Genomic DNA, 24,018 nt, shown 5'->3' on the forward strand with positions numbered 1-24,018 from the left:
GAAGCCCGCCGTTGCCAAGGCGGTTACCGCGCCGACCAGCCGCCGTCCATGGTGTAGCTGGCGCCGGTGACCATGCCGGCGTCGTTCGAGGCGAGCCAGGCGACCAGCGAGGCGACTTCCTCCGGCTCGACCAGGCGCTTGATGGCGGATTCGGTGAGCATGATCTTTGCCAGGACCTCTGACTCGGGGATGCCGTGGACCTTGGCCTGGTCAGCAATCTGTGCCTCCACCAGCGGCGTGCGGACGTAGCCGGGGTTGATGCAGTTGGACGTTACCCCGTGCTCCCCGCCCTCAAGCGCCGTCACTTTGCTCAGCCCTTCCAGGCCGTGCTTGGCGGATACGTACGCGCTCTTGAACGGGGAGGCACGGATTCCGTGCACCGAGGAGAGGTTGATGATGCGGCCGAACCCGTTGGCATACATGTGCGGCAGAGCGGCCCGGACCAGCAGGAACGGCGCCTCGAGCATCAGGGTGAGGATGCGTCGGAAATCCGCGGGATCGAAGTCCTGGATGGGGCTGATCCGCTGGATCCCGGCGTTGTTGACCAGGATGTCGCAGTCGAGGCTGAGGGTTCCCAATGCCTCGACGTCCAGCAGGTCCACGGCCCACACGGTGCCGCCGACTTCATCGGCCAGGGCGGTGGCGCCGGCCTCGTCGACATCCGCCACCACCACTTTCGCACCCCGTGCCGCCAGGGCACGGACGCTCGCTGCGCCGATCCCGCTGGCGCCGCCGGTAACGAGGGCCTTTCGGCCGTTCAGAGTGTTTTCCATAATTTCAGCCCTACATTCCAGAAATTCGATAGTCCAGCGAAAATCAGTCCAGCGACATCCTGCGGGACCCGGTTGGCCTAGCGGACGCCCGCGCCAACCAGGCCTTCGCGCTCGGCGTCGGCCCGGTCCACGTCCTCCAGGGCGATGCCCTTGGTTTCCTTGAGGCTCAACACTGCCACCGTGGTGATGGCACACGCCACCACCAGATAGATCGCTACGCTCATCTTTGGTTCTCCTTTAGTGTCCACGTCGACACGTGCTGTGATCCACAGCACTGAATGGGCTCAGATGAGTATTGCCGCACAAACACTGCGATTCAATGGCCAAACCGGCACCCCTTGTGTGCAGAATTGCAGATATGGATACTAATCCGGATGACCTGCTGGTCCTGTTGGCCGTCTCGCGGTCAGCCAAATTCACGACGGCGGCGCAGGCGTTGGGCCTGAACCACACGACGGTTTCGCGCCGGATAGCGGCCTTGGAGAAAACCTTGGGCGGGCGCGTTCTCTCCCGGGCGGCCGGCGGCTGGGAGCTGACCGAACTCGGGGCGGAGGCCGTCCTGGTGGCCGAACAGGTGGAAAGCGCGGTGCGCAGCCTAGGCCAGCCGGGCCAGGCGCCGGACCCCATCACCGGGGTGGTCCGCATGACGGCTACGGACGGCTTCAGCGCCTACGTCGCCGCACCCGCCGTCGCACGGCTGCGGCGCAAGCATCCGGGACTCAGCGTGGAGATCGTGACCGTGACCCGGCGGGCCCTGCAGCAGCGGTCCGGCCTGGACATCGAGGTGGTGGTGGGTGAGCCCCAGGTACACCGCGCCGAGGCCTTCAAACTGGGCGAGTACGTGCTGGGCATGTACGCCTCGCGCGACTATCTGGCTGAAAACGGGACGCCGGCCACGGTGGAGGAACTGACGGAGCATCCGCTGGTGTACTTCGTGGACTCCATGCTCCAAGTGGACGACCTCGACGCTCCCCGCCGCCTGGTCCCCGCCATGAAGGACGGTCTGACTTCCACCAACGTTTTTGTCCATGTCGAGGCGACACGCGCCGGTGCGGGCATCGGCTTCCTGCCCTGCTTCATGGGCGACCTGCACCAGGACCTGGTCCGGCTGCTTCCGGAGGCATTCTCCGAGCGTCTCCCCTACTGGATGGTCCTGCGGCCGGACTCCATGCGGCGGCCGGCGGTGGCCGCCGTCGTGCAGGCACTGCGGGACCAGGCGGTGGAATACCGGGAGGCCCTCCTGGGCCGCCGCTGACGTTCGCCGGGCGGGTGGTATATGTTCGGCGGGCCATACGGCGTAGTGTCAAAGGTAGGAGATGTCGGAGAGCCTTCGCTGGTGTGAGCGCGTCGAATCTGTGTGCGTCCACCATCATGGCTGCGGGCGGTCGAGAGTCCGCGGCCCCCAGCCCGGTCCCAAGGGACCCGGCAATTGAAGGATCGAGGCCGTCATGGATCCCGGCACCGGCAGCGCCCCGACCACTGAACAACTGCAGGACCTGTTGCTGGAAAGCCCCGGGTTCACGGAGTTCCTCCTGGGGCTGACCACGATCACCGCCTCCCGCCTGGGCAGGCACGATCCGATGCTGTGCGCCATCACCGTTGAGCGCAACGGCACTCCGGCCACGGTGGCCAGCAGCGACGAGGATGCGCGTCGGATGGACGAAAAACAGTATGTCTTCGACGACGGCCCGTGCCTGACAGCACTCCGGCAGCAGCACACAGTGCTGGTCCCGGATCTGGGAAGGGACAGCCGCTGGCACCACTATGCGGCGGCCGTTTCGGGAGGAGGGATCCGCTCAGTCCTGGCAGTTCCCATCGGCACCGAACCGGGCTCAGCCGCGGCCCTGAACTGCTACGCACATGACATCGACGCGTTCGACGCCGCCACAATCGCTTCCGTCGAGGAGCACGCGGACTCGATTTCCCGGATCCTGCGGCTGGCCTTGCGTGTTCATCCGCCGGAGATTTACCCGGAAAACCTCCGGCCGGCCCTCAAATCGAGGGCGGTCATCGACGCAGCCGTTTCCCTGATCATGGCCCAGAACCGCTGCAGCCGGGATCAGGCGATGGAGCTCCTGCACCTGGCCGCACGCGCCACCGACACCAAGCTTCACACCATCGCCACGGACATTCTGTCCGGCGCCGAGATTCCCGGCGGAGGCGTCGGGCAAGAATGAAGAAACCCCCGCGCGAGTCCTGGGACTCAAGCGCAGGGGCTTCCTGGCCCTCCGGTCTTGGGGGAAAGCGGAGAGCTTCCACAAACTTACAGCTGCCGCAGGGCCCGAACGGACGAATGCAGCCCTGACAGCCCATTCTTGAGGCAACTTTTTTCCTGCCGGGACTTTTGTTTCGCTGGTCTTGCGCCATTATTGCGGGAGGGGGCGGATGCCCTAGTCCCCCGCACCGGAATCCGGGGCCGCCGGATCATGTCGGACGGGCGCGCCGGCAGCAAACGCGCGCACCTTGGCGTCATCCCAGATGTGCGCGGGGACACCTCCGCCCAGGAGCCTGCGTGCCAGCCGGGGGTCGTCGTCGAACGGCTGGTCGCTGCCGGCCATCACCATGTTGCCGTACCGCCGTCCCTTGAGCATGGCGGGGTCGGCGATGATGAGCGCGTGTTCGAACGTGGCCGCGATGCCGGCGGCATCCTCGCGGGCATTTTTCAGGTCCGGGGCGTCGCCCGAATTCACCACGTAGATGCCCCCTGGTGCCAGCACGCGTTTGGCATGCTCATTGAATTCGGCGGTGGTCAGCGGCCGCGGCGTCAGCGCGCCGGCAAACACATCGCGGATGATCAGGTCGCGGGTCTGCGGTGTCAGCGACTCGGTGACCTCGCGCGCTTCACCCACGCGCAGCCGCAACAGCGGGGCCTTGGGAAGGTCGAACCAGCCGCGGACGTACTCGGCAAGTTTGCCGTCCAGTTCCACCACCACCTGGCGCGCCTCCGGGTAGGCGGAGTGGAAATAGCGGGCCAGCGAGCATGCTCCGCCACCAAGATGCAGGGCGCGCAGCTTGGGCCTTGTCTCCGGGGGCCACCGGGATTCCACCAGCGCGGACATCCACCGCATGTACTCGAAGTCGAGGAAGAGCGGGTCCGCCAGGTCGATGTGCGAGCTCATCACGCCGTTGATGCGCAGGAGCCAGCCGTTCGAATTGTCCTGGTCCGCGATCAGCTCGCAGTCCCCGGTGTCGATGTAATAGACGCCCTCAACCGGACCGTCAGGGCGGGTTCCCTTCGGCACTTCCACCACTCCCGGCGTCGAACGTTCAGCGTTCCTGCCGGCAGCCCGGCCCTTACGCGCCACTTAGCCAGCCACCGCATTGCTCATGCCTCAACCCTAGTTGACCGGCGCCTCGCCGACCGCTGCGCCGTCACCGTTCCGGATCCGCTGTACGACGGCGGTAGTGGACAGGTCCGGTACATAGTCCAGGATGGCCACTGTGCCGCCGAAGCGTTCCACTGCTTCCGTTTCGGCCAGCATTTCAGGGGTGTAGTCCCCGCCCTTCGCATAGATCTCCGGCCGGAGCATCTCGATCAGCGGGATGGGCGTGGGGGTATCGAACACCGTCACGTAGTCCACGCAGCTGAGCGCCGCGATCACGCCGGCCCGGTCAGCCACCGAGTTGATGGGCCGGTCCGGCCCTTTCAGCCGGCGCACCGACTCGTCACTGTTCAGCGCCACCACCAGGACGTCCCCGAGTTGCTTGGCCTGGTTAAGGTACCGCGTATGGCCGCGGTGCAGCACATCAAAGCAGCCGTTGGTGAGCACAATCTGGCGCCCCTCGGCGCGGTCGCCCTGGATAAGGCGGGCGAGTTCGTCGGCGCTGAGGGCGGTATCGGCAAAACTTGCCAGGTGGCGGGTGAGGTCGGCGGAGCTGCAGACGGACGTTCCCGGGTGGTGGACCACCACGTCGGCCGCGGCCTGGGCAAAGTCCACGCTGGTGCTGAGCGGCAGTGCGGCGGCACGGGCCAGCGTCAGTGCCGCCACGAACGTATCCCCCGCGCCGGAGGCCTGCTTCTCCGTGGCAGGCCTGGCCCAGGTCCGGTGCGAGTCGCCGACGGCGGGCAGCAGCAGCGTTCCGTCACGGTCCAGGGTGACCACCACGGCCCGCGCCCCGGTGGCCTCTATGAGGTCCTCCCGGCGGGCTGCCATGATGTCCGGGCGGTCGCTCCCGGAGGAGAAGCGGATGCCTAGGAGCCTGGCCGCTTCCTGCGCGTTCGGCGTGGCCAGATCCGGCCGCAGCGCTGCCCAGGGACGGGGGTCGTGGGCGTCCACCACGGCAAGCTGCGAGCCGGGCCTCCTCCCGAGCGCGTCAAGGAGGGCGCTCCGGACGGGACCCTGCAGGGCGCCCGTACCGTAGTCGCACACCACCACGGCGTCCTGGCCCCTGACAGCCGCCGGCAAGGACACGGCGAGCGCCGCCAGCGCGTCCGGCGGGACCTTCCCCGCCACGTCGTCGAACCTCAGCAAGACCTGGCCGGCGCTGCTGATGCGGATCTTGGAGGTGGTGACCATGCCGGGATGCTCATGCAGGTGGCTGGTGTTCACGCCGGCGGCGCGGAGCTGCCGCCGCAGCTCCAGCCCGGCGTCGTCGCAGCCGACCAGTCCCGCTACCCGTACCTTTGCCCCCAATGCTGCCAGGTTCATGGCGGTGTTGGCCGCTCCGCCCGGAGCGAAAGTGCGCCTTCCGATGTCAACCACGGGGGCGGGAGCCTCGCGGCACAGGCGGTCAATGGACCCGCTCCACCATCCGTCCAGCATGACGTCACCGATGACCGTAACGGACGGCGCGACGGCGGCAAGGCGGCCGGGCAGCCAGTCTGCCAGTCCGCGCTGATCAGGGAGGCCGCGCTGTTCAGGGAGTCCGCGCTGTTCAGGGAGTCCGCGCTGTTCAGTGAATCCGTGCTGTTCATCCCCGCCGCTCACGGCGCTTCCCGTCGCGCCGCTGCGGGCGGGGCCGCAGGTTCCGCCGCCGTGGCGTCCGCCGGCGCACTGGGCGGGGCTGCGGGCGGCGGGGCCGCCACGTGCACCACCTTGACCCGGGTGAATTCATCCAGCAGTTCGGGTCCGTAGCCGAAGCCGTGCCCGCTCTCTCCCCGCGGCTGGGCTGCCCCGCCGGGAGCGCCGCCGAACACCTCGTTGATCTTGACCGTTCCCACCGGCAGTGCGGCGATGGCCTGCTGTGCGTGGGCGATCCGGCCCGTCAGCACGGTTGCCGCCAGGCCGTAGCGGCCGCCCGCCGCGAGCCTGAGCCCTTCATCAAAACTCTCCACCACCTGCACCGGCGCCACCGGGCCAAACGTCTCCTCCGCCATTATGTCCATGTCTGCCGTGCAATCGAGCAGGACGGTGGCCGGATAAAACGCCCCGGGGCCGCTTGGCACCGATCCGCCCTCGACGGCCCGCGCCCCGGATTCCAGGGCATCCTCAACCTGGCGGTGGACCGTATCGCGCATCCGGACGTCCACCAGGGGTGCCAGGCCTCCGTCAAGGTTGCGGCGCCGGGCCTGGCTTTCCAGGGCCGAGCAGAAGGGCCCGGCGATGGCCCGGTGCACGTAGATGCGCTCCACGGCAGTGCAGATCTGGCCGCTGTTGCTGAACGCTCCCACGGCCGCCTGCTCCGCCGCCCAGACGGGGTCGACGTCGTTGTCCACCACAAGCGGATCATTGCCGCCGTTTTCCCGGATGACGTGCGCCCCCGTCAGGTTGGAGGCCCTGGCGATCCGGGCACCTGCCGCACTGGAGCCGACGTGAGCTACGACGTCCACCCCGGTCTGTTCGGTCAGCAGGGCGCCGATGCCCGAACCGCCGGTCAGCGAAATCAGCACATCCGGCGGGAAAGCAGCGGCCAGGACTTCCCCGAGCATTGCGCCAAGGTGGGGGCACCGCTCGCTGGGCTTGTGGATCACGGTGTTTCCGGTGACCAGCGCCGCGCCGATGAGGCCGCAGGCCACGGCCACGGGGTCGTTCCACGGCGTCAGCACCACGGCTACCCCGCGGGGCTCGGCAACGGTGTAGTCAGAGGCCAGCGGGTCGCCCCTCAGGCTGTGCCCCCGGTGTACCGGGCCGAGTTCGGCATACTGCTCAAGGGTGGAAACTCCGGCGGCGATCCCGGCAAGGGCCTCATCCACGGGGCGTCCGGTCTCGCGGCTGTTCATCCGGGCAAGTTCCGGCGCCGCTTCGGCCAGGGCACGGGCGGCTGCGCGGAGACCGGATCCGCGCGTCGCCGGTAGCGTTGCGGCCCAGGCCTGTTGGGCTGCCCGGGAGGCATTGACCGCTTTCCGGATGTGGAGGGGCACAGCCTCCGGCAAGGCACCGACGTCCTCCCCGGTCCGGGGGTCGCGGATGATTATCATTTCCCGGTCGCGGTTGTGGATGCGCTGGACGATCGCGGACATGGGACTCCTTCCGAAAGACGGCCGCGCCACCCTTCCAGGCGACTGCCAGGTGAAACGGGGGTGCGGACGCGCTGAGGCCTCCTATGCCCAGTTCCGTACCCCGGTTCAATCCCGGTTACACCCGCCCTGGCCTTCGGATTTTGACGGGGCGCGCATTCGGCCCCGGCCGTAGCCACGAACCACCGATCGGAACTATGGTGGCGGCACGGCAGGGACGCACACATCGGCAGGGAGTGGCGGAATGGGACCGGGCAATGGAGCGGGCAGGCATACGGCCGCGCTTCCGCCCGCTTTCGGCGGCGCGCAGGTGGTGGGCAGGGGTGTAGGTCCGATCCTGGAAAAATTCCCGGACGTAGCCCGGATCGCAGTGCTGCGCGGCGGAGGCCTGGGTGACCTGCTGTTTGCCCTTCCCGCAGTTGCCGCGTTGAAGGCCGCCTACCCCGGGGCCACTGTCACCGTGCTCGGAACGCCGGTCCACGTCGCCTTGGCGGAGGGCACGGCAGGCCCGGTGGACAGCGTCTGGGTGCTGCCTTACGCCGAAGGAGTCCGTCCAGGCCGGGAGGACCCGGCCAGGACGGACTCCTTCTTCGCCGAGATGCGGGGTGAGGGCTTCGACCTGGCGCTCCAGCTCCATGGCGGAGGGCGGTACTCGAATCCGTTCCTCCTGCGGCTGGAGGCCCGCCACACTGTGGGGACACGGACGCCGGACGCCGTTCCGTTGGAACGCACGCTGCCCTATGCGTACTACCAGCACGAGCCGCTGCGGGCACTGGAAGTGGCAGGGCTCGCCGGGGCACCCCCGGTCGGGCTGGAAGCACAGCTGCGCCCCTTGGACCGGTTCCGCGCCGCTGCCGAGGCGCTACTGGGGGACGGGGCGCTGCCGGGAGACGGGACCGGTGCGGCCGGAAACGCTGACGCTCCGGCCGGCGTCGTGGTGGTCCATCCGGGGGCCACTGATCCGCGCAGGCGCTGGCCGGCCGCCCGTTTCGCCGAGGTGGCCGCGGCCTGCGCGGCAGATGGCTGCAGGGTGCTCGTGGTGGGCGATGCCAGCGAGCGCCAACTCGCAGCAGACGTGGCACAGGCCTCCGGCTCGGACAACGTCAGGCCCATCGCCGGCGAAGCTGACCTCGGCACCTTGGCAGCACTCCTGGACCGGTGTGACGTCATGGTGGCCAACGACAGCGGACCGCGGCATCTGGCCCAGGCCTTGGGGACGCCGACTGTGGGGATCTACTGGGCAGGCAACGCCCTCAATGCCGGGCCCCTGAGCCGCAGCCTGCACCGGCTGCACCTCTCGTGGCTGACGCACTGCCCGGAGTGCGGAGCGGACATCACCCAGGTGGGTTGGACCGCTCCGCGCTGCGGCCACGACAGCTCGCTGGTGTCCGGCGTCCGCCCGGAGGACGTCTATGCCGACGTTCGGCTGCTCATGGCCATGAACCCTCATCCTCGTGGCAGATCAGCATCTCCCTGATTTCACAGCCGCGGGGCTGGCTCAGGGCGAAAAGGATCGCCTCCGCCACGTTGGCGGGATCGTTCAGCCTCGAGTCGTCCTGCGGCTTGTACTGCTCGGCGCGGTCGTCGAAGAATCGGGTCTTCATGCCGCCGGGGATCATGGTGGTTACCCCGATCTCCCCTCCGGTTTCAGCGGCAAGCGCATGGCTGAAGCCCAGCACACCGAACTTCGAGGCGCAGTATGCGCTCGCCTCGGGCAGGGCGCGTTTGCCCAGGGTCGAGGCCACGGTGACCACGCGCCCCCGGGACGCCTTCAGGTACGGCAATGCCGCGCGCACCACGGACACCGTGCCGAACAGGTTCACGAAGACCACCTTCTCCCAGTCCTCGGGTGCAACGTCCTCCAGCTTGCCGCACCGATCGATGCCGGCGGCAGTCACCACTGCGTCCAGACCGCCCAGGGTTTCGGCGGCTTCCTGCACCGCCTCGCTGACGGCACGGCGGTCGGCGACGTCAACTTCGAAGGCTTTTGCGGCCGAGACGTTCCGGATGTCCCGGTCCAGGACCACGGGCGTGCCGCCGGCCTTCAGCACGGCGTCGACGACGGCGGCCCCGAGGCCGGAGGATCCGCCGGTGACGAGCACACGTCCGGCACGGAAAGGGGGTCCGGACGTCTCGCGGAAAGTATCGGGGATGGCGCGGGAACTCTCGCGGAAGGTCTCTTCAGTCATGGTGTTCCTCTCATTCTGGCGTTCGGGCATTCGGTTGGAGGTCAGCTGACGCGTGACAGTGCGTCCGCGAGGCCGGTGGTGGAGCGCGACGGGTGGTAGGGCACGGTGGTGCAACGTCCGCCCCAGCTCTCCACAAGGCCGGTTTCTGGCAGTTCGGTGACGTCGTAGTCGCCGCCCTTCACCCAGAGGTCCGGCCGCAGGGTGGCCAGGCATGCCTCCGGAGTGTCCTCATCGAACACCAGCACGGCGTCCACGAATTCAAGGGCCAGCAGCAGCTCGGTCCTGTCCTCCTGGTTGAGGATGGGCCGTTCCGGCCCCTTCACCCGCCGTACGGATTCATCCGAGTTCAGGCACACGATCAGGCAGTCGCCAAGGTTCCGGGCTGCGGCCAGGGCGCGGGTATGGCCCGCGTGCAGGAGGTCGAAGCAGCCGCCCGTGGCCACGACGATCCCGCCCGCCTCGCGCACGTTGCGCGCCAGGGCCAGGGCGTCGGTATTGCGCCCGTGCACCTTCACGGGCTGCGGCTCCCCGGCCAGCGCCGAGACCCCGCCGTGACGCAGGAAGGCAGCTGCCTCCCGGACTGCCAGCACCGCCGCAACGTCGAGGGTGTGGCCTTCGATGAGGTGCACTGCAAGGCTGGCCGCCAGCCGGTCGCCGGCGCCGCAGGGATCCGTCACCGTGGTTTTCGGCGCCGGTATGGGCAGGGCCGGCTGACCGGCGTCGTAGACGAGCAACGCGCCCTGGCCTCCCATGGTGACCATTACCGCTTTGCTTCGCCACCGCAGCCGGAGTGCTTCCGCCACCGCGCCAAGCTCATCGTCGGCATCGCTTCCGGCGTTGCCTCCGCCATCGCTTCCGGCCGCTGGCCCCCCGGCTGCATTCGCCAGGCTTTTGGCTTCGGCCAGGTTGGGCGTCACCACCGCGACGCCGGGAACAGGTTCGGCCCCTGCCCTGTGGGGATCCCAGACGATCGGTACGCGTTGGGCCAGCCCGGCCAGGACGGCCCTGAGCTCCTGGTTCGCGGTGAGGCCCCTGCCGTAGTCGGCCACTACGATCACTGCCGCCCGCTCCAGCGCGTGCAGCATTGCCGGAGTGACGGGAGGTACGGGCGGGCGGGCGCACGCTTCATCGAACCGGACCACGGGGTGGCCCTCGGCCCGCACCCGGGTCTTGACGGGAGTGGGAGCCCCTGATGATCCGGCCACAACTGTGATTCCTTCCAGCGCCCGCCCAAGGTGCAATGCGGCGTCGTCGTCGGCGAGCACGGTCACGAGGGTGACGTTGTGGCCGTCGCCGGCGAGCATCCTGGCCACGAGCCCGGCGCCCCCGGCCCGCCGCCGAACGTTGGACACGTCCACCACGGGGACCGGCGCGTCCGGGCACAGGCGGGTTGCCTCGCCGTCGATGTCGACGTCCAGCAGCACGTCTCCCACCACCGCGATCTTCATGGCCTGCTCCCTGGGAACGGTCCGCAGAGGCCCCGGCGGCCCACCTCGGCGTCGAACGCCCGGCACACGGCATGAAGGGCAATGAGGTGGCCCTCCTGGGCGTTGGCGGAAAGGGCCTGGATGGTCACGGCCTCGTCGCAACGGGCGGCGAGGGGATTTGGTGCAGGACCGGTGAGCGCCCACGTGGTGACGTTCAGCCGTGCCGCCGCGTCGGCGGCATGAAGAAGGTTGGGGCTCTTTCCGCTGGTGGACAGCAGCATCAGCACGTCGCCCGAGCGTCCGTGGGCGCGGACCTGCCGGGCAAAGAGCTCCTCGAACCCGTAGTCGTTCGCGATTGCGGTCACGGCGGAGGTCTCGGCGTGCAGGGAGATGGCCGAGAACGGCACCCGTTCGCCGTCGAACCTGCCCACCAGTTCGGCCGTCAGGTGCTGGGCTTCGGCGGCCGAGCCGCCGTTGCCGGCAGCGAGCAGCCGCTGGCCCGCCAGCAGCCGGCGCGCCAGCTCCTCACCCCAGGCCGCCAGATGATGCGCCTGGCTGCGCAGCGATTCCAGCGCAGGAAGGACATTGTCCAGGTGAGCCCGGACAATGTTGACGGAATCCGGGCTGGCAGATCCCTCCGGAGCACCGGCCGGTCCCCGGTCTCCGGAGTGTCCGGGAGGCCGGGGAACCGGCGGCAGCACAGGCGGAAGGTCCTGCTCGCGGAGCGGCCATTCGGTGGTCACAGCGCCGCCCCTTCCGCTGGCTCCATCCGCCGGGACACGGCACCGTCCGCCAGCGCACGCCGGTAGGCCTTCTCCGTCTCGGCCGCCACCCGGTCCCACGAGTAGCGCGAACGCGCACGCTGCCGGCCTGCCCGCCCCAGTTCCGAACGGAGCTCCGGATCGGAGAGGATTTCGGCAACGGCCACGGCGATGGCGGCGGGATCCCGGGGTGGAACGTGCAGGCCGGTGGCCCGGTCAACCACAGTGTCCGTAAGGCCGCCGACGGCGGCGGCAACCACCGGGACGCCGCAGGCCATCGCTTCCAGGGGCACTATGCCAAACGGTTCGTACCAGGGCGCACACACCACAACGTCCGCACTCCGCAGGATGCCGGGCATGTCCTCCCGCGGCACCTGGCCCCGGAGGGTCACCTGGTGGTCCACGCCCAGTTCCACGGCAAGTTCCGAGAGACGGCGGGCCTCGGGATCCGCTCCCAAGGCGGCGGCGCCGCCCCCGCCGCCCACAATCAGGAGTTCGACGTCGTCGAACCCCGCCTCGCGGAGCAGCGGCAGCGCCCTGATCACGAGGTCCACGCCCTTGCGCGGAACCAGTCGGCCCACGGAGAGGATGCGATGGTTCCGGGGCCGCGGTTCGGCCGCCCCGAAGCCCGCGAACAGGTCCAGGTCCACGCCGCACGGGGCAATGGAAATCTTGGCCGTGTCGATTCCCATCGCCTTGAGCTCGAACACCTCATCCGAACAGGTGGCAATGATGCGGTCGGCCGCGCGGCCCACGGCGGGCTCCAGCCAGCGCCGCTGCGGCGGGCTGGTGTCGTCGCTTCCCTGGTGGCGGCGCTTGACGGTGCCCAGCGCATGGAAGGTCTGCACCACGGGCACGCCTGCCCCGCCGCTCCGGCGGGCCGCGTCCAGCGCGGCCAGGCCAGACATCCAGAAATGGGCGTGCACGATGTCCGGGGGCCTGGCACCCCAGTCCTCCGCGATGCCCTCGGCGAGCCGGTCCATATAAGGCAGGAGCTTGTCCTTGGGCACATGGCGTGCCGGGCCAGCCGCAACGTGGACCACGTCCAGCCGCGGTTGGATGGCCACCCGTGGTGGAAGTGCTGCGTCATCCTTCCGGGTATAGACGGTGACGTGATGTCCCATCCGGGCCAGGGCTGTGGACAGGGCGGCGACGTGCACGTTTTGTCCGCCCGCGTCAACTCCGCCCAACGCCGCCAGGGGGCTGGCATGTTCCGAGACCATGGATATTCTCACTGGAGCTTCCTTTCGTGCGAGGGGATGAGGACCCTGGATTTCCTGAACCGCCGGGAGGCGATCTCGTCGAGGAGCGTGTCCCAGGCGCCGAGGAACGGGCCCAGGCTGTAGCGGTCCAGGACCGACTGGCGGGCCGCCCGCCCCCGTTCCCGGGCTTCGTCGGGGTCCCGGACCAGGAGCTCGGCCTGGCGGACCAGTTCCCCGACGTCCGTCGATATCGCACCGGCTTCCGGCGGCACCGCCCGGGCAGCCTCCGTGGTGGCCAGCGCCACCACCGGCATGCCAAGGTGCATGGCCTCAAGCAGCGCCAGTCCCAGGGAAGTCCACCGGAGGGGGTGGACATACACGCGGCAGCGGGCCAGTTCCCGGTGCAGCGCATCCGTGGCAAGGTCGCCGCGGACGGTCAGGCGCGACGGCGGCAAACCTGTGTGCCGGGGCAGCTCGTCCCCGCCCATGCCGAAAACCTGCAGCGGAGCCGCGGCGGCGAACCGCGGAAGAAGGTCCGTGCCCGTGACCCTTCCCCGCCGGACGGGCTCGTTGACCACTACGGCCAGCTCCGGAAGTTCGCCGGTGTAGAGATGGCCCGGGTCCGGCACCCCGTGTTCGATCACCACGGTGGGGGTTGATCCGGTGTCCCAGAAAAGCGCGTTGAAGTGCGTTACGTGGACCACCGGTATGGCGTGCTGGTCCGCGAGCGGATGCACGGTGAACGGAACATCGCCTTTGGGCGTGTTGTGTTCGAGGTAGACCGCGGGGAGCCCTGCCCCCGGCTGCCGGCCCAGTGCGCGGTGCACCTCCGCGAGTTCCTCCGGCCGCTGCAGGACGACGGCGTCGATGCTGTCCGCGTCCAGCCGGTTGAGGGCGACTTCGCGCACGGACTCCGGCCAGTTCCTGCCCGCGCGGCCCAGCCCCCAGGGCCCGCCGCCGGGAAGCACCGGCAGGAGATACTCGTGGGGTCCGCGGACGAACGAGTCCGTCCACGAACCGTGGACATGCCACAGCAGGATCCTCATTGGTGCCGCACCTTCCGCCGGGTGGACAGCGAGGACACTCCGCTGATGAGCCGTTGCACCGCATCCACCACCTGTTCGGGGGAAACCGACGCGAGGCAGGGATGCCCCGGCACCGGACACTCGCGCGCCCGGCTCAGTTTGCAGGGCGCGCTCTGGTCACCCAGCAGTTCGAGCCGCACGCCGTAGGGCGCCCACCTGACCGCCGGAACGACCGGGGAAAACAGGCAGGCAACGGGGGTACCGACGGCGGCGGCCAGGTGGGCCGGACCGGTGTTTCCCGTCACCAGGGCGCTTGCCCCGGCAATGACACCTGCGAGGGTCCGCAGGTCGGTCCGTCCGCCAAGGTCCAGCCCTGACGGGCCCGCCACCGTCGCAGTCAGCGAGATCTCGCCGGGACCGCCCGTCACCACCACACGGTGACCGGCGCCTTCGAGGAGTTCAACCGCCGCAGCATGATGCAGCGGCGGCCACGCCCGGGACGGCGCCGAGGATCCCGGGTGCACAACGATGTACGCCCCGTCCCCCACGAGCTCACGGGCATCGGGGTAGTCCCGGATCCGGAGCCTGCCGTCGTCGCCGGGCGGGAGGGTAAATCCGGCGGCCAGGGCGATCCCGAGGGCGCGCTCAGCCTCCGGCTGGTCTTCGGAAAAATCCTCGCCGGGCCGCAGCCGGACATCCAGCAACGAGCCGGCATAGTCAACGGACGCCCCCGTGATTCGCCGCACTCCGGCCAGCCGTAGCAACAGCGCCAGCGGCAGGGGGGACTGGTGGAAGGATGTCAGGATCACCGCCTCGGTGATCCTGGAATTGCGGATGAACGCGACCAGCCGGTCCACGGTCTCCGTGGTGACCGCCGGGGCGGGGTTGATGATCCATGGACACGCCCAGCTGTAAACCTCCGACACGCCCGGCAGGAGGGATCCGGCAGCCCCGCCCTGCGGTCCGCACAGGAGCACGACGTCGTTCGGCGCACCGCCGTCGGCCCGCCGCCCGTTGGCAATGGCCCGCACGGCGGGTCCGGCCAGCAGGACGTCCCCCACGCTGTCCAGCCTGGCAGCGAGCACCCGTGTCATCGACGGCTCCCCACCGGTGCCTGGCCCAGCAGCAGCGACACCGCGCCGGGCAGGTCCGCCGCCACCTCCCGGGCAGCAGCCACCTCTTGGGGCCGGGTAAGGGCAGTGGGTACGAGTATCCCCCGCACCCCGGCGGCTTCGGCGGCTTCCATGTCGCTGCCGATGTCACCGATGTAGGCGGCTTCGGCGGTCGCGATGCCGAGCCGCCTACAGGCGCTGAGGATCATCCCGGGCGCGGGTTTACGGCAACCGCAGCCGTCCTCCGTGCCGTGGGGGCAGATTTCCCAGATATCGAAGGGACCCAGGAGTTTGTCGATGCGGTCATTGACGAGGTCCACCTGGCTGCGTGACAGCAGGCCCCGGGCCACTCCTGACTGGTTGCTGACCACACCGGTGGCGATGCCCCGTCCGCGCAGTTCCGCCAGGACCCGCCGGGCGTCGGGCATCGGAGCCACCAGCCCGGGGTCGCCGTTGTAGGGCACGTCGCGGACCAGGGTGCCGTCCCGGTCGAAGAGCACCGCCTTGGGTATCGGACTGCTGGAACTTCGCATACCCACCCTGTTCCCCGCGGACGGGCCGCTCAAACAGCTTGCGGGCCGGTTTCCCGGATTAGACTCCGGAACCAGGAGGTCCACGCGGGCCGGATCGAGGAAGGTTGCACTTATGGTCTCCACCGGGCTGTCCAACAGACAGCCAACGCTGCTGGTCCTGCGGGCACTCAAACTCGGCGACCTGCTAGTGGCGGTCCCGGCGCTCCACGCGCTCCGCAGGGCGTTTCCCGGCCACCGCCTGGTCTACGCCGGGCCGGCCTGGCTGGAGGACGTCCTTTCGCTGGTGGGGGGCTTCGAGCTGCTCCCGGCCAATGGGCTCGATGCGCCGCTGGCCATAGCGCCGGGGGCCGTGGATATTGCGGTCAACTTCCACGGCCGCGGGCCCGAAAGCACTTCGCTGCTGCAAGCCGTCGGGGCGCGGCGGATGATTGCCCATGGCGGAGCTGGCGGAGGGCCGCCGTGGGTAGAGCAGATGCACGAACGGGAACGGTGGACGAGTCTCCTGCGCTGGTACGGCCTAGCGGCCGATCCGCTCGACGTGCAGCTGGACCGGCCCAAGGTATCCATCCCACTGGCGGCGGCTGCCGTGGTGCATGTCGGGGCGGCTTACGGCAGCCGGCTGTGGCCCGAAACGCGATTCGCCGCCATCGCGTCAGCCCTGAACGAGGCCGGTCATGAGGTGGTGTTCACCGGCAGCGCCGACGAACGTGAACGGGCCCTCCGCGTGGCCCGCCGGGCGGGCCTCCCCGACACAGCTGTGTTGGCGGGCTCGCAGCCCCTCTCGGAATTCGCCGCGCTGGTGGCCGAAGCCGGCGTGGTGGTGTCAGCGGACACCGGGGCAGCGCATCTTGCCGCCGCCTACGCCCGGCCGTCCGTAGTCCTTTTCGGTCCCGCGCCACCCGAGCAGTGGGGGCCGCCCCCGGGCCCCCACATAGTCCTGACCCGCCCGGAGCTACGCCGCGGGGACGTGTTCGCTGCCGAGCCTGACCCGGCGTTGCTGGGGGTCGGCGTTCAGGATGTGCTTACCGCCCTCCGCGAGCTGGGAGTGCTGTGATCGTTGCCTTCCTGCAGCAGGCCCTGGAGCCGCACCAGTACACGTGAAAGGCGCCGGGAGACCTGCATCTGCGACACGCCAAACCTGCGGCCAAGCTCAGTCTGGCTTTCCTCGCAGAAGTAGCGCCGGTACAGCAGCTCCTGGTCCTCCGTGCTGAGCTCCCGGATGGCCTGGTTGAGGCAGATCAGTTCCTCCAGCCTGTCCAGCGGATCGTCATCCCCGGAGACGAGGGATTCGGCAAGCGGCGTCCCGTCCGGGCGTGCCTCCGCTGCGTCGAGCGAAGCGGGATGCATGCCGGCGGCGGCCGCCATCGCCTCCCGAACCGCGTCCGGAGACACGTCCAGTTCCACGGCCAGCTCAGCGGCAGTCGGCGGATGACCCAGGGCCTGCGCGAGCACCGGTTCGGTCCGCAGGAGCTCCGAACGCAGATCCTGCAAGTGGCGCGGCGGCCTGACCATCCAGCACCGGTCCCGCAGGTATCGCTTGAGTTCTCCAGTGATGGTTGGCGCCGCGTAGGCCGCAAAGCTGCTTCCGCGTCCCGCGTCGAAGCCCCTTGCCGCCTTGACAAGGCCGAGGTAGGCAACCTGGTTAAGGTCCGCCCGATCCCTCCCGCGGGCTTGGAAGCGCGCCGCCAGAGCCTCGGCCAGGTCCAGGTATTCAAGTACTAATTGGTTTTCGAAGGTTTGCCGGATCCGGCCCTGATGCCTGTGCCGTTGTTCCGGTTGCAGCGTCTGTGGCGATTGCTGGGATTCCGCCATTTTGGCTCGTTCCTTTGACCGTGGAGCGACCGAATAAGCCCGTGGCAAGACTTAGAGAAGTAGGAAACCATAAGCTTGCTTATTAAACAATGGCCGGTAGCGTTAATACCAAAGAGGACACGTTGGCTGGCCCGCCAAACCCGACCGGAGCGCCGGCCGTGCTTCCAGCCTTTCGGAAGGGTGGTCCGGCATGCGGGTAGCAATCGTTGGCGCGAGCGGAAATGTGGGCACAGCCGTGCTGCGGCGCCTCCAGCAACAGCGTGCGGAGCGGCCGGACGCACTTGAACTTGTGGGAATCAGCAGGCGTCCGCCGGACCGGTCGGCGGCGCCTTATGGCGGCGTCGAATGGCACGCAGTGGACATCACCGACGACGACGGCGGGCGGCTGCTCGCCGCTCTCGCGGGGGTGGACGCCGTGGTGCACCTCGCGTGGATTCTCCAGCCGAACCACGACGTGGCGGCACTTCACCGGACCAATGTCACGGGAACCGCGAATGTCCTGCAGGCCGCCAAGGAGGCCGGCGTGGGTCACGTGGTGTGCGCCTCCTCAGTAGGCGCCTACAGCAGCTCGGCGAAGGAACCCCGGAGGACCGAGGCGTGGCCGGCTACGGGCATCCAGGAGTCGCACTACAGCAGGCACAAGGCTGAACAGGAAGCCCTCCTGGACCGGTTCGAGGCCGAAAACCCCGCCATCGCGGTCGCGAGGCTGCGAACAGCGCTCATTTTCCAACGTGAAGCCGGGAGCGAGATCGGCCGGTACTTCCTGGGGCCGCTGATCCCCAAGCTGCTGCCGGGCCGCATCAGGCTTCCCCTCCTGCCGTTCCCGGCGCAACTGGCCTTCCAGGCCGTGCACGCGGACGACGCCGCCGACGCGTACTGGAGGGCTCTTGATCGCCGCGCCTCCGGCGCATTCAACGTCGCTGCCGAACCGGTGATCACCCCGCCGGAGCTGGCCAGGCTGTTTCACGCGCGGCGCTGGCTTCCGATTCCCCTGAGCCTTCTCCGCGCGGCCGTGGATCTGAGCTGGAGGCTCCGCCTGCAACCAACGGATGCGGGCTGGATTGCCATGGCTGAAGGCGCCCCGATCATGGACACTGGACGCGCCCGCGACATGCTCGGCTGGAAGCCCCGCACTTCATCCCTGGACGCGATCCGGGAAGTGCTGGAGGGCCTGGGAACAGGGCGGGGGACGGCAGGTTCTCCCCCGCTGAATCCACGAAGCCGGCCGGGCCGCTAGCTTGCGGACCGCCAAAGAGGCCGGCCCCGCAGCTGGTCCTGAAAAGTAATACACCAAGGGTACTTACTATTTTTAGTAACCATGCTTACTATTTTAAAGCCAGTAATTGCTGGTTCTTGATCAGCAGCCGACCTTCTTGGAAAGAGAGCGCGAAGATGACAGAGAACCAATGGCCGCAGGACGGGAGCTACGGCACCCCTGGGGTCGCACAGCAAACGGCCGTCCCGGCGGCGCCGGCTACAGCTGCCGGTTACCCGGCACCCCAAGGCACAACGTCGAAGTCGGAGACGGCCAAACAGGAGGCTGGAGACGTTGCCCACCAGGCAACCGACTCCGCCCAGCACGTGGCGGAAACCGCCAAGGCCGAGGTCGCCAACGTGGCCGGCGAGGTCAAAGCCAATGCCAAGGACCTGCTGTACCAGGCCAAGACGGACCTCACCGACCAGGCCGGGGCGCAGCAGCAGAAAGTGGCCCACGGCCTCCATTCCATTTCGGGCGAACTCCGCACCATGGCTGACGCGTCCGACCAGCAAGGGGTGGCCAGTGACCTGATCCGGCAGGCTGCCGAGCGGTCAGCGTCCGTGGCCTCGTGGCTGGAAGGCAGGGATCCGGGCTCGCTGCTCAACGAGGTGAAGTCGTTCGCACGGCAACGCCCGGGGACGTTCCTGCTGCTGGCTGCCGGCGCGGGTGTCCTGGCCGGCCGGCTAACACGCAGCCTTGCTGCCGGGGCGCCGGAGAGCCAGGTCGGCACAGCTTCCCCTGGCGGTTATGCCGCACCTGCCCCGATTTCCAACGCGCCCGGTACCTATGTTCCCGACACGGGAGCGGCAGTTCCGCCGCCGCCGGTACAGATGCCGGCTCCGAACGTCACCACGGCGGGCATGGCCGGCGCGGGAGTGGGTGCCGGAGCCTATTCCGGTACGGGCGCCTACACGGACGAGGCGGACGCCAACTACCAGGCTGACACCTATCCGCCCAACCCGCTGGCGGACGAAGGAACGGCGCGGGACCAGTGGGCCGATGATCCCCTGGCCGGCGACCGTGTCGCGGAATCCCCGCTGGCCGGAGACCGCGCGGAAGACGACCCGTACCGGGACGATCCCCTCCGTGGCGGTCAGCGATGAGTAGCCAGTTTCCGGAAACACCCCCTACGGAGGCGCACGCCAAGGCGGACACGACGTCCCTCGGCGACCTGCTCGGGGACGTGACCCGCGACCTTTCCACGCTGATGCGCCAGGAAGTGGAGCTCGCCAAGGCTGAACTGAAGCAGTCGGCCACCCGGGCCGGAAAGGGCAGCGGGATGCTCGCGGGCGCCGGCGTGGCCGGCCACTTCGTGCTCCTGTTCCTGTCCCTGGCGCTCTGGTGGGCGCTGGGAACGGTGATGGGGCTGGGCTGGTCCGCCGTCGTCGTCGCCGTGATCTGGGGCATCATCGCCGCTGTGCTGGCCGCCCTCGGCCGCAAGCAGCTCAACGCGATCAAGGGCATGCCCCAGACCACCGAGACGCTCCAGGAAATACCGCCCACCCTCAAACCCAGCCACTAGAGCAAGGTAAACACGATGACTGAAAACCCGGACGCCATCCGCGCCGACATCGAAGCAACCCGTGCACGGCTCGGCACCAACGTCGACGCCGTGGCAGATAAAGTCACCCCGTCGAACATCGTCCACCGGCAAAGTGACAAGGTCAAAGAATCCGTCAAGGACGCCGTGTTCGGCGTGAAGGAGAAAGTCATGGGAGCAGCTGAGCACACCACCGACCGGGTCCATTCAGCGGCCCACTCCGGCCCCGCCGGAGCAAACACCAGCGCCGGCACGCGTCTCTCGGACGCCGGCGAAGCCATCGGTGACGCGCCGCACCAGGTCAAGGCCAAGACCCAGGGCAACCCGCTCGCCGCCGGACTGATCGCCTTCGGCGCCGGCATGTTGCTCTCGTCGCTGATCCCCGCAAGTGAGAAGGAACGCGAAGCCGCCGAAGCACTCAAGGTCAAAGCCGAGCCGCTCACCACCGAGCTGACCGAAGCCGCCAAGGACATGGCCGAAGGCCTGAAGGCACCCGCGCAGGACGCCATGGAAAACGTCAAGGCCACTGCCGCGCAAGCCACGGATCACGTCAAGGCCGAGGGCCAGACCGCCGTCGACGATGTGAAGTACCGCGCCGCGGACGCCAAGGACAACGTCCAGCAGGCGTAACTACGCCGATACGCATCAGGCCTGCCCCGCCCTGCGGCGGGGCAGGCCTGACCGGCAGATGTGAGGAAAACTTCCCATGGCTAAGAACCCCGCCAACGCAGCCAACGCCAACGCCGACGCTGAAACCGATGAAAGCAGCACCGCAAAGGCACGGACGGCACCCACCCCGGACGATCCGCGCAAACCGGACAGCCCCACCGATGTCTCCAAGCCCTCCTGGAAGTACATCGCCAAGAAGACCTTCCGGGAATTCACCAAGGACCAATGCCCTGACCTTGCGGCGGCCCTCACCTACTACGGCGTCCTGTCCATGTTCCCGGCGCTCCTGGCACTCGTTTCGCTTCTCGGCATCTTCGGGCAGGCGGAGAAGACCACGCAGGCGATGCTGGAAATCGCCCAGGGGGTTGCTCCCGGCGCAGCGCTGGACGTGATCAAGCAGCCCATCCAGGAGCTGACCACCTCATCTGCCGCCGGTTTCACCCTGATCCTCGGTATCCTGACCGCCCTCTGGTCCGCCTCCGGCTACGTCGGAGCCTTTGGCCGGGCGATGAACCGCATCTACGAAGTGGATGAAGGCCGGCCCTTCATCAAGCTGCGGGGCGCCATGCTGGCAGTAACCCTGACCACCGTGATCATCGTGGCGCTGACGGCGGCCATGCTGGTGCTCAGCGGCCCCGTTGCCGAGGCGGTCGGAAATGCGATCGGCCTGGGCGGGGTCTTCCTGACAGCGTGGAACATCCTCAAATGGCCCGTGGTGGTGCTGCTGGTCATCGCGGTGATCGCCATCCTCTACTACGCCACCCCCAATGTGAAGCAGCCCAAATTCCGCTGGATGAGCCTTGGCTCCTTCATCGCCCTGATGATCTTCGTTCTCGCTTCGCTGGGCTTCGGTTTCTATGTGGCAAATTTTGGCAACTACAACAAGACCTATGGCGCCATCGGCGGCGTCATTGTGATGCTGCTGTGGCTCTGGATCCTGAACATGTCGCTGCTCTTCGGCGCCGAGTTCGACGCCGAGATGGAGCGTGGCCGCCAACTGCAGGCCGGCATCGAGGCGGAGGAGACCATCCAGCTGCCGCCGCGCGACACCAAACAGAGCGACAAACTGCAGGTCCGGGAGGAAGAGGACATCCGACGGGGCCGCGACCTGCGCGAACGCCACGACCGCGAACGCCGGGACAAGGAGAGCGCGGAACAGGAGCGCCGGGAACGATAGTGCCGGAGCCAGGCACCGGGGGGCTAGGGACCAAAGCCCCTTGCGCAAACGACCGGGCCCGGTCTCTACTGAGGGGACATTGCACCTAAGGGGACATTGTTCCTGAGGGGACACTGCACCGGCACCGCCTAGGAGGGGAGGTCCCATGCCGGCTACAGCAGGGAACCCGGACGGCCCGGTGGTGGTCGGCTACGACGGGTCCGAGCCGTCAGAGCTGGCAGTCCGCTGGGCCACCGGATACGCCGCCGCCACGAACCGAAAGCTGAAGGTCGTGCACGCGTGGGTGTGGCCTGTTTTCACCAAGAACCTTGGCCCCGTCAAAGGGGTTTCGGGCAGTGGCCTGCGCCATGCGGCCGAAGCAACGCTGGAGGAAGGCCTGGACCTCGCCCGGTCGGTGGCGGCGGAAGTCGATGCCGAGTTGGATATTGACGGCGCTATCGAGCCGGGCCTTCCCGGCCAGGTTCTCCGGCCGGCGGCAGAAGGAGCGAGCATCCTCGCCGTCGGCCACCGCGGCATGGGCCGGCTGCTCGGCCAGCTCGTGGGCTCAGCCTGCCTCGATCTGGCCGTCCACGCACCCTGTCCGCTGATGGTGGTCCGTTACCCGGGCCGTCCCGGCCAGCCCATAGCTGCCGGAATCGACGAAAAACCCCGGAACCGGATAGTGGTGGCGGACGCGGCCCGCATGGCAGGCGAGTTGAATGTACCGCTGGAGCTGATCCATGTGGCGTGGGAGCACGGCCACGCAGCGCACGGGCGCCACGCACCCCTCCACGGCAAAGAGCTGTTGGACCAGGCAGTGGAACAGGCCCGGGGACTCGCCCCCGACGTCCCTGTGGAGGGCATCCTGTTGGAGAGCCACCCTGTCTCAAAGGAACTCCTGGCTGCAGCCGCCAATTCCGACGTCCTGGTGCTTGGGGCGCATCACCGGGAGGGCCACCCGGGAAGCATGGTTTCGTCAGCGCTGGAGCGGGCACTTTGCAATGTGCTGATCACGCGATGATGCGCGTTCAGGGATAACGGTTTGCTTCCCGGCCCGCAAAACGGGCCGGGAAGCAGAATAGGAAGTGTGCCGTGCGTGCTTGGTGGGTGGGCAGATCAGGTCCCGTGGCGGGGCATCCGCTGGTTTTCGGTGAACGCCCCGATCCGAGCCCCGGCACCGGCGAGGTGCTGCTTTCCGTGCGTGTATGCGGCGTCTGCCGCACGGATCTCCATCTGGCCGAAGGCGACCTCGCGCCCCGCCGGCCCGGGATTATTCCGGGCCATGAAGTGGTGGGTGAAGTGGTGGAGCTCGGCGAAGGCGCCGCCAGGTTCCGGACCGGGGAACGCGTGGGCGTGGCTTGGCTGGGCGGCACGTGCGGGCGCTGCCGCTTCTGCCGGCGCTCGGAGGAGAACCTGTGCCTGTCCTCCACCTTCACCGGCTGGGACCGGGACGGCGGCTACGCCGACCGGATAACGGTGCATGAGGACTATGCCTACCGGCTACCGGAGGTCTTTTCCGACGAGCAGGCTGCGCCGCTCCTTTGCGCGGGCATCATCGGCTACCGCGCGTTGAGCCGGGCCGAGGTTCCGAAGGGTGGCCGCCTCGGCATCTACGGGTTCGGCGGTTCCGCCCATCTGGCGGCCCAGGTGGCCGTGCACCGTGGAGCCAGCGTTTACGTCATGACGCGCTCGAGGGAGGCCCGCCGCCTGGCATTGGAACTGGGAGCAGTGTTCGCCGGAGACGTCGACGACGAACCTCCCGTGCCGCTGGATTCGGCCATCCTGTTCGCGCCGGCCGGCTGGCTGGTGCCGCAGGCGCTGCGCGCCCTGGACCGCGGGGGCACGCTGGCCGTGGCCGGAATCCACCTGAGCGACATTCCGCCGCTGCATTACGGGTCCGAGCTGTTCCAGGAACGCCAACTGCGCAGCGTCACCGCGAATACCAGGGCCGACGGCGAAGAGTTCCTCCGCGTCGCAGCGGACATTCCGCTCCGCCCCACCACGGTGCCCTACAGGATGGAGGCGGCAGGCCAGGCCCTGCAGGACCTGGCAGAGGACCGCATTACCGGGGCCGCGGTTCTGCACATTGCCTGAGGCCCCTGCGTCCGGCTATCCGGCCAGCAGGCTGTCCAGCGTGACGAAGCCGTAGCTAGCCGGCCTGGCG

At 68.5% G+C, this 24,018-nt stretch carries 24 protein-coding genes; 11 read left to right on the top strand and 13 right to left on the bottom strand.

Going from position 1 to position 24,018, the window contains the following annotated elements; translation table 11 throughout:
• Window positions 1-23: 23 nt before the first annotated feature.
• Window positions 24-773 carry a 3-hydroxybutyrate dehydrogenase gene (locus J2S97_RS08025; protein ID WP_307048154.1) on the bottom strand — a complete coding sequence of 250 codons (750 nt, stop codon included), beginning with the start codon at window positions 771-773 and terminating at the stop codon, window positions 24-26.
• A gap of 77 nt (window positions 774-850) precedes the next feature.
• Window positions 851-997 carry a hypothetical protein gene (locus J2S97_RS08030; protein ID WP_307048615.1) on the bottom strand — a complete coding sequence of 49 codons (147 nt, stop codon included), beginning with the start codon at window positions 995-997 and terminating at the stop codon, window positions 851-853.
• Window positions 998-1,131: 134 nt separating this feature from the next.
• On the opposite strand from J2S97_RS08030, the gene J2S97_RS08035 reads away from it, so the two are divergent.
• A complete protein-coding gene (locus J2S97_RS08035) occupies window positions 1,132-2,028 on the top strand; it encodes a LysR family transcriptional regulator (RefSeq protein WP_307048155.1) in 897 nt (298 codons plus the stop codon).
• Window positions 2,029-2,221: 193 nt separating this feature from the next.
• Entirely contained in the window at window positions 2,222-2,950 is a 729-nt protein-coding gene (locus J2S97_RS08040; RefSeq protein ID WP_307048156.1) for a GAF and ANTAR domain-containing protein, read from the top strand.
• A gap of 213 nt (window positions 2,951-3,163) precedes the next feature.
• Here the strand turns inward: J2S97_RS08040 and J2S97_RS08045 are convergent, their stop codons facing one another.
• From J2S97_RS08045 to J2S97_RS08055, 3 genes are all read right to left on the bottom strand, one after another.
• Window positions 3,164-4,021, bottom strand: coding sequence for a spermidine synthase (locus tag J2S97_RS08045; protein ID WP_373460531.1), 858 nt, complete (start codon window positions 4,019-4,021; stop codon window positions 3,164-3,166).
• A 90-nt stretch (window positions 4,022-4,111) separates the two neighbouring features.
• Window positions 4,112-5,602 carry a D-glycero-beta-D-manno-heptose 1-phosphate adenylyltransferase gene (gene rfaE2 / locus J2S97_RS08050; RefSeq protein WP_307048589.1) on the bottom strand — a complete coding sequence of 497 codons (1,491 nt, stop codon included), beginning with the start codon at window positions 5,600-5,602 and terminating at the stop codon, window positions 4,112-4,114.
• 95 nt (window positions 5,603-5,697) lie between these two features.
• Window positions 5,698-7,173 carry an aldehyde dehydrogenase family protein gene (locus J2S97_RS08055; RefSeq protein ID WP_307048158.1) on the bottom strand — a complete coding sequence of 492 codons (1,476 nt, stop codon included), beginning with the start codon at window positions 7,171-7,173 and terminating at the stop codon, window positions 5,698-5,700.
• A gap of 241 nt (window positions 7,174-7,414) precedes the next feature.
• Between J2S97_RS08055 and J2S97_RS08060 the strand changes: the two genes are divergently transcribed.
• Window positions 7,415-8,647, top strand: a complete 1,233-nt coding sequence (locus J2S97_RS08060; protein WP_307048159.1) for a glycosyltransferase family 9 protein — start codon at window positions 7,415-7,417, stop codon at window positions 8,645-8,647.
• Here the strand turns inward: J2S97_RS08060 and J2S97_RS08065 are convergent.
• Genes J2S97_RS08065 through J2S97_RS08095 form a run of 7 tightly spaced genes read right to left on the bottom strand, consistent with a single transcriptional unit; the run spans window position 8,601 to window position 15,419 of the window.
• Window positions 8,601-9,359, bottom strand: a complete 759-nt coding sequence (locus J2S97_RS08065) for an SDR family oxidoreductase (RefSeq protein WP_307048160.1) — start codon at window positions 9,357-9,359, stop codon at window positions 8,601-8,603. The genes J2S97_RS08060 and J2S97_RS08065 overlap by 47 nt on opposite strands.
• Window positions 9,360-9,400: 41 nt before the next feature.
• Entirely contained in the window at window positions 9,401-10,807 is a 1,407-nt protein-coding gene (locus J2S97_RS08070; protein WP_307048161.1) for a PfkB family carbohydrate kinase, read from the bottom strand.
• Window positions 10,804-11,529 carry a D-sedoheptulose-7-phosphate isomerase gene (locus J2S97_RS08075; protein ID WP_307048162.1) on the bottom strand — a complete coding sequence of 242 codons (726 nt, stop codon included), beginning with the start codon at window positions 11,527-11,529 and terminating at the stop codon, window positions 10,804-10,806. Before J2S97_RS08075 ends, J2S97_RS08070 begins: the two co-directional genes overlap by 4 nt.
• Entirely contained in the window at window positions 11,526-12,782 is a 1,257-nt protein-coding gene (locus J2S97_RS08080; protein WP_307048163.1) for a glycosyltransferase, read from the bottom strand. The genes J2S97_RS08075 and J2S97_RS08080 overlap by 4 nt, the downstream gene beginning before the upstream one ends.
• Window positions 12,779-13,795, bottom strand: coding sequence for a glycosyltransferase (locus tag J2S97_RS08085; RefSeq protein ID WP_307048164.1), 1,017 nt, complete (start codon window positions 13,793-13,795; stop codon window positions 12,779-12,781). Before J2S97_RS08085 ends, J2S97_RS08080 begins: the two co-directional genes overlap by 4 nt.
• Complete coding sequence (locus J2S97_RS08090) at window positions 13,792-14,868, bottom strand: glycosyltransferase family 9 protein (RefSeq protein WP_307048165.1); 1,077 nt, start codon at window positions 14,866-14,868, stop codon at window positions 13,792-13,794. Before J2S97_RS08090 ends, J2S97_RS08085 begins: the two co-directional genes overlap by 4 nt.
• Window positions 14,865-15,419: a D-glycero-alpha-D-manno-heptose-1,7-bisphosphate 7-phosphatase gene (locus J2S97_RS08095; protein WP_307048166.1), complete on the bottom strand. Its 555-nt coding sequence runs from the start codon at window positions 15,417-15,419 to the stop codon at window positions 14,865-14,867. The genes J2S97_RS08090 and J2S97_RS08095 overlap by 4 nt, the downstream gene beginning before the upstream one ends.
• A gap of 112 nt (window positions 15,420-15,531) precedes the next feature.
• Between J2S97_RS08095 and J2S97_RS08100 the strand changes: the two genes are divergently transcribed.
• Window positions 15,532-16,473: a glycosyltransferase family 9 protein gene (locus J2S97_RS08100; protein WP_307048167.1), complete on the top strand. Its 942-nt coding sequence runs from the start codon at window positions 15,532-15,534 to the stop codon at window positions 16,471-16,473.
• Here J2S97_RS08100 and J2S97_RS08105 read toward each other — a convergent pair.
• A complete protein-coding gene (locus J2S97_RS08105; protein WP_307048168.1) occupies window positions 16,431-17,231 on the bottom strand; it encodes a sigma-70 family RNA polymerase sigma factor in 801 nt (266 codons plus the stop codon). The two genes, J2S97_RS08100 and J2S97_RS08105, sit on opposite strands and share 43 nt — an antisense overlap.
• Window positions 17,232-17,421: 190 nt before the next feature.
• Here J2S97_RS08105 and J2S97_RS08110 point away from each other — a divergent pair, with 190 nt between their 5' ends.
• The 7 genes from J2S97_RS08110 (at window position 17,422) to J2S97_RS08140 (ending at window position 23,948) form a co-directional block, all read left to right on the top strand.
• On the top strand, window positions 17,422-18,468 hold the full coding sequence (locus tag J2S97_RS08110; protein WP_307048169.1) for an NAD-dependent epimerase/dehydratase family protein: 1,047 nt from the start codon (window positions 17,422-17,424) through the stop codon (window positions 18,466-18,468).
• Between the two features lie 155 nt (window positions 18,469-18,623).
• The gene (locus J2S97_RS08115) at window positions 18,624-19,592 is read left to right on the top strand and encodes a hypothetical protein (RefSeq protein ID WP_307048170.1); all 969 of its coding nucleotides are present in this window, start codon (window positions 18,624-18,626) and stop codon (window positions 19,590-19,592) included.
• Window positions 19,589-20,011: a phage holin family protein gene (locus J2S97_RS08120; RefSeq protein ID WP_307048171.1), complete on the top strand. Its 423-nt coding sequence runs from the start codon at window positions 19,589-19,591 to the stop codon at window positions 20,009-20,011. The genes J2S97_RS08115 and J2S97_RS08120 overlap by 4 nt, the downstream gene beginning before the upstream one ends.
• A 15-nt stretch (window positions 20,012-20,026) precedes the next feature.
• The gene (locus J2S97_RS08125) at window positions 20,027-20,659 is read left to right on the top strand and encodes a DUF3618 domain-containing protein (protein ID WP_307048172.1); all 633 of its coding nucleotides are present in this window, start codon (window positions 20,027-20,029) and stop codon (window positions 20,657-20,659) included.
• 76 nt (window positions 20,660-20,735) lie between these two features.
• Window positions 20,736-21,875, top strand: a complete 1,140-nt coding sequence (locus tag J2S97_RS08130; protein WP_307048173.1) for a YihY/virulence factor BrkB family protein — start codon at window positions 20,736-20,738, stop codon at window positions 21,873-21,875.
• A gap of 145 nt (window positions 21,876-22,020) precedes the next feature.
• Entirely contained in the window at window positions 22,021-22,875 is an 855-nt protein-coding gene (locus tag J2S97_RS08135; RefSeq protein WP_307048174.1) for a universal stress protein, read from the top strand.
• 71 nt (window positions 22,876-22,946) lie between these two features.
• The gene (locus J2S97_RS08140) at window positions 22,947-23,948 is read left to right on the top strand and encodes a zinc-dependent alcohol dehydrogenase family protein (RefSeq protein ID WP_307048175.1); all 1,002 of its coding nucleotides are present in this window, start codon (window positions 22,947-22,949) and stop codon (window positions 23,946-23,948) included.
• Window positions 23,949-24,018 lie beyond the last annotated feature (70 nt).

Origin of the sequence: Arthrobacter oryzae, assembly GCF_030812315.1 — a bacterium.
Classification (GTDB): Bacteria; Actinomycetota; Actinomycetes; order Actinomycetales; family Micrococcaceae; genus Arthrobacter; species Arthrobacter oryzae_B.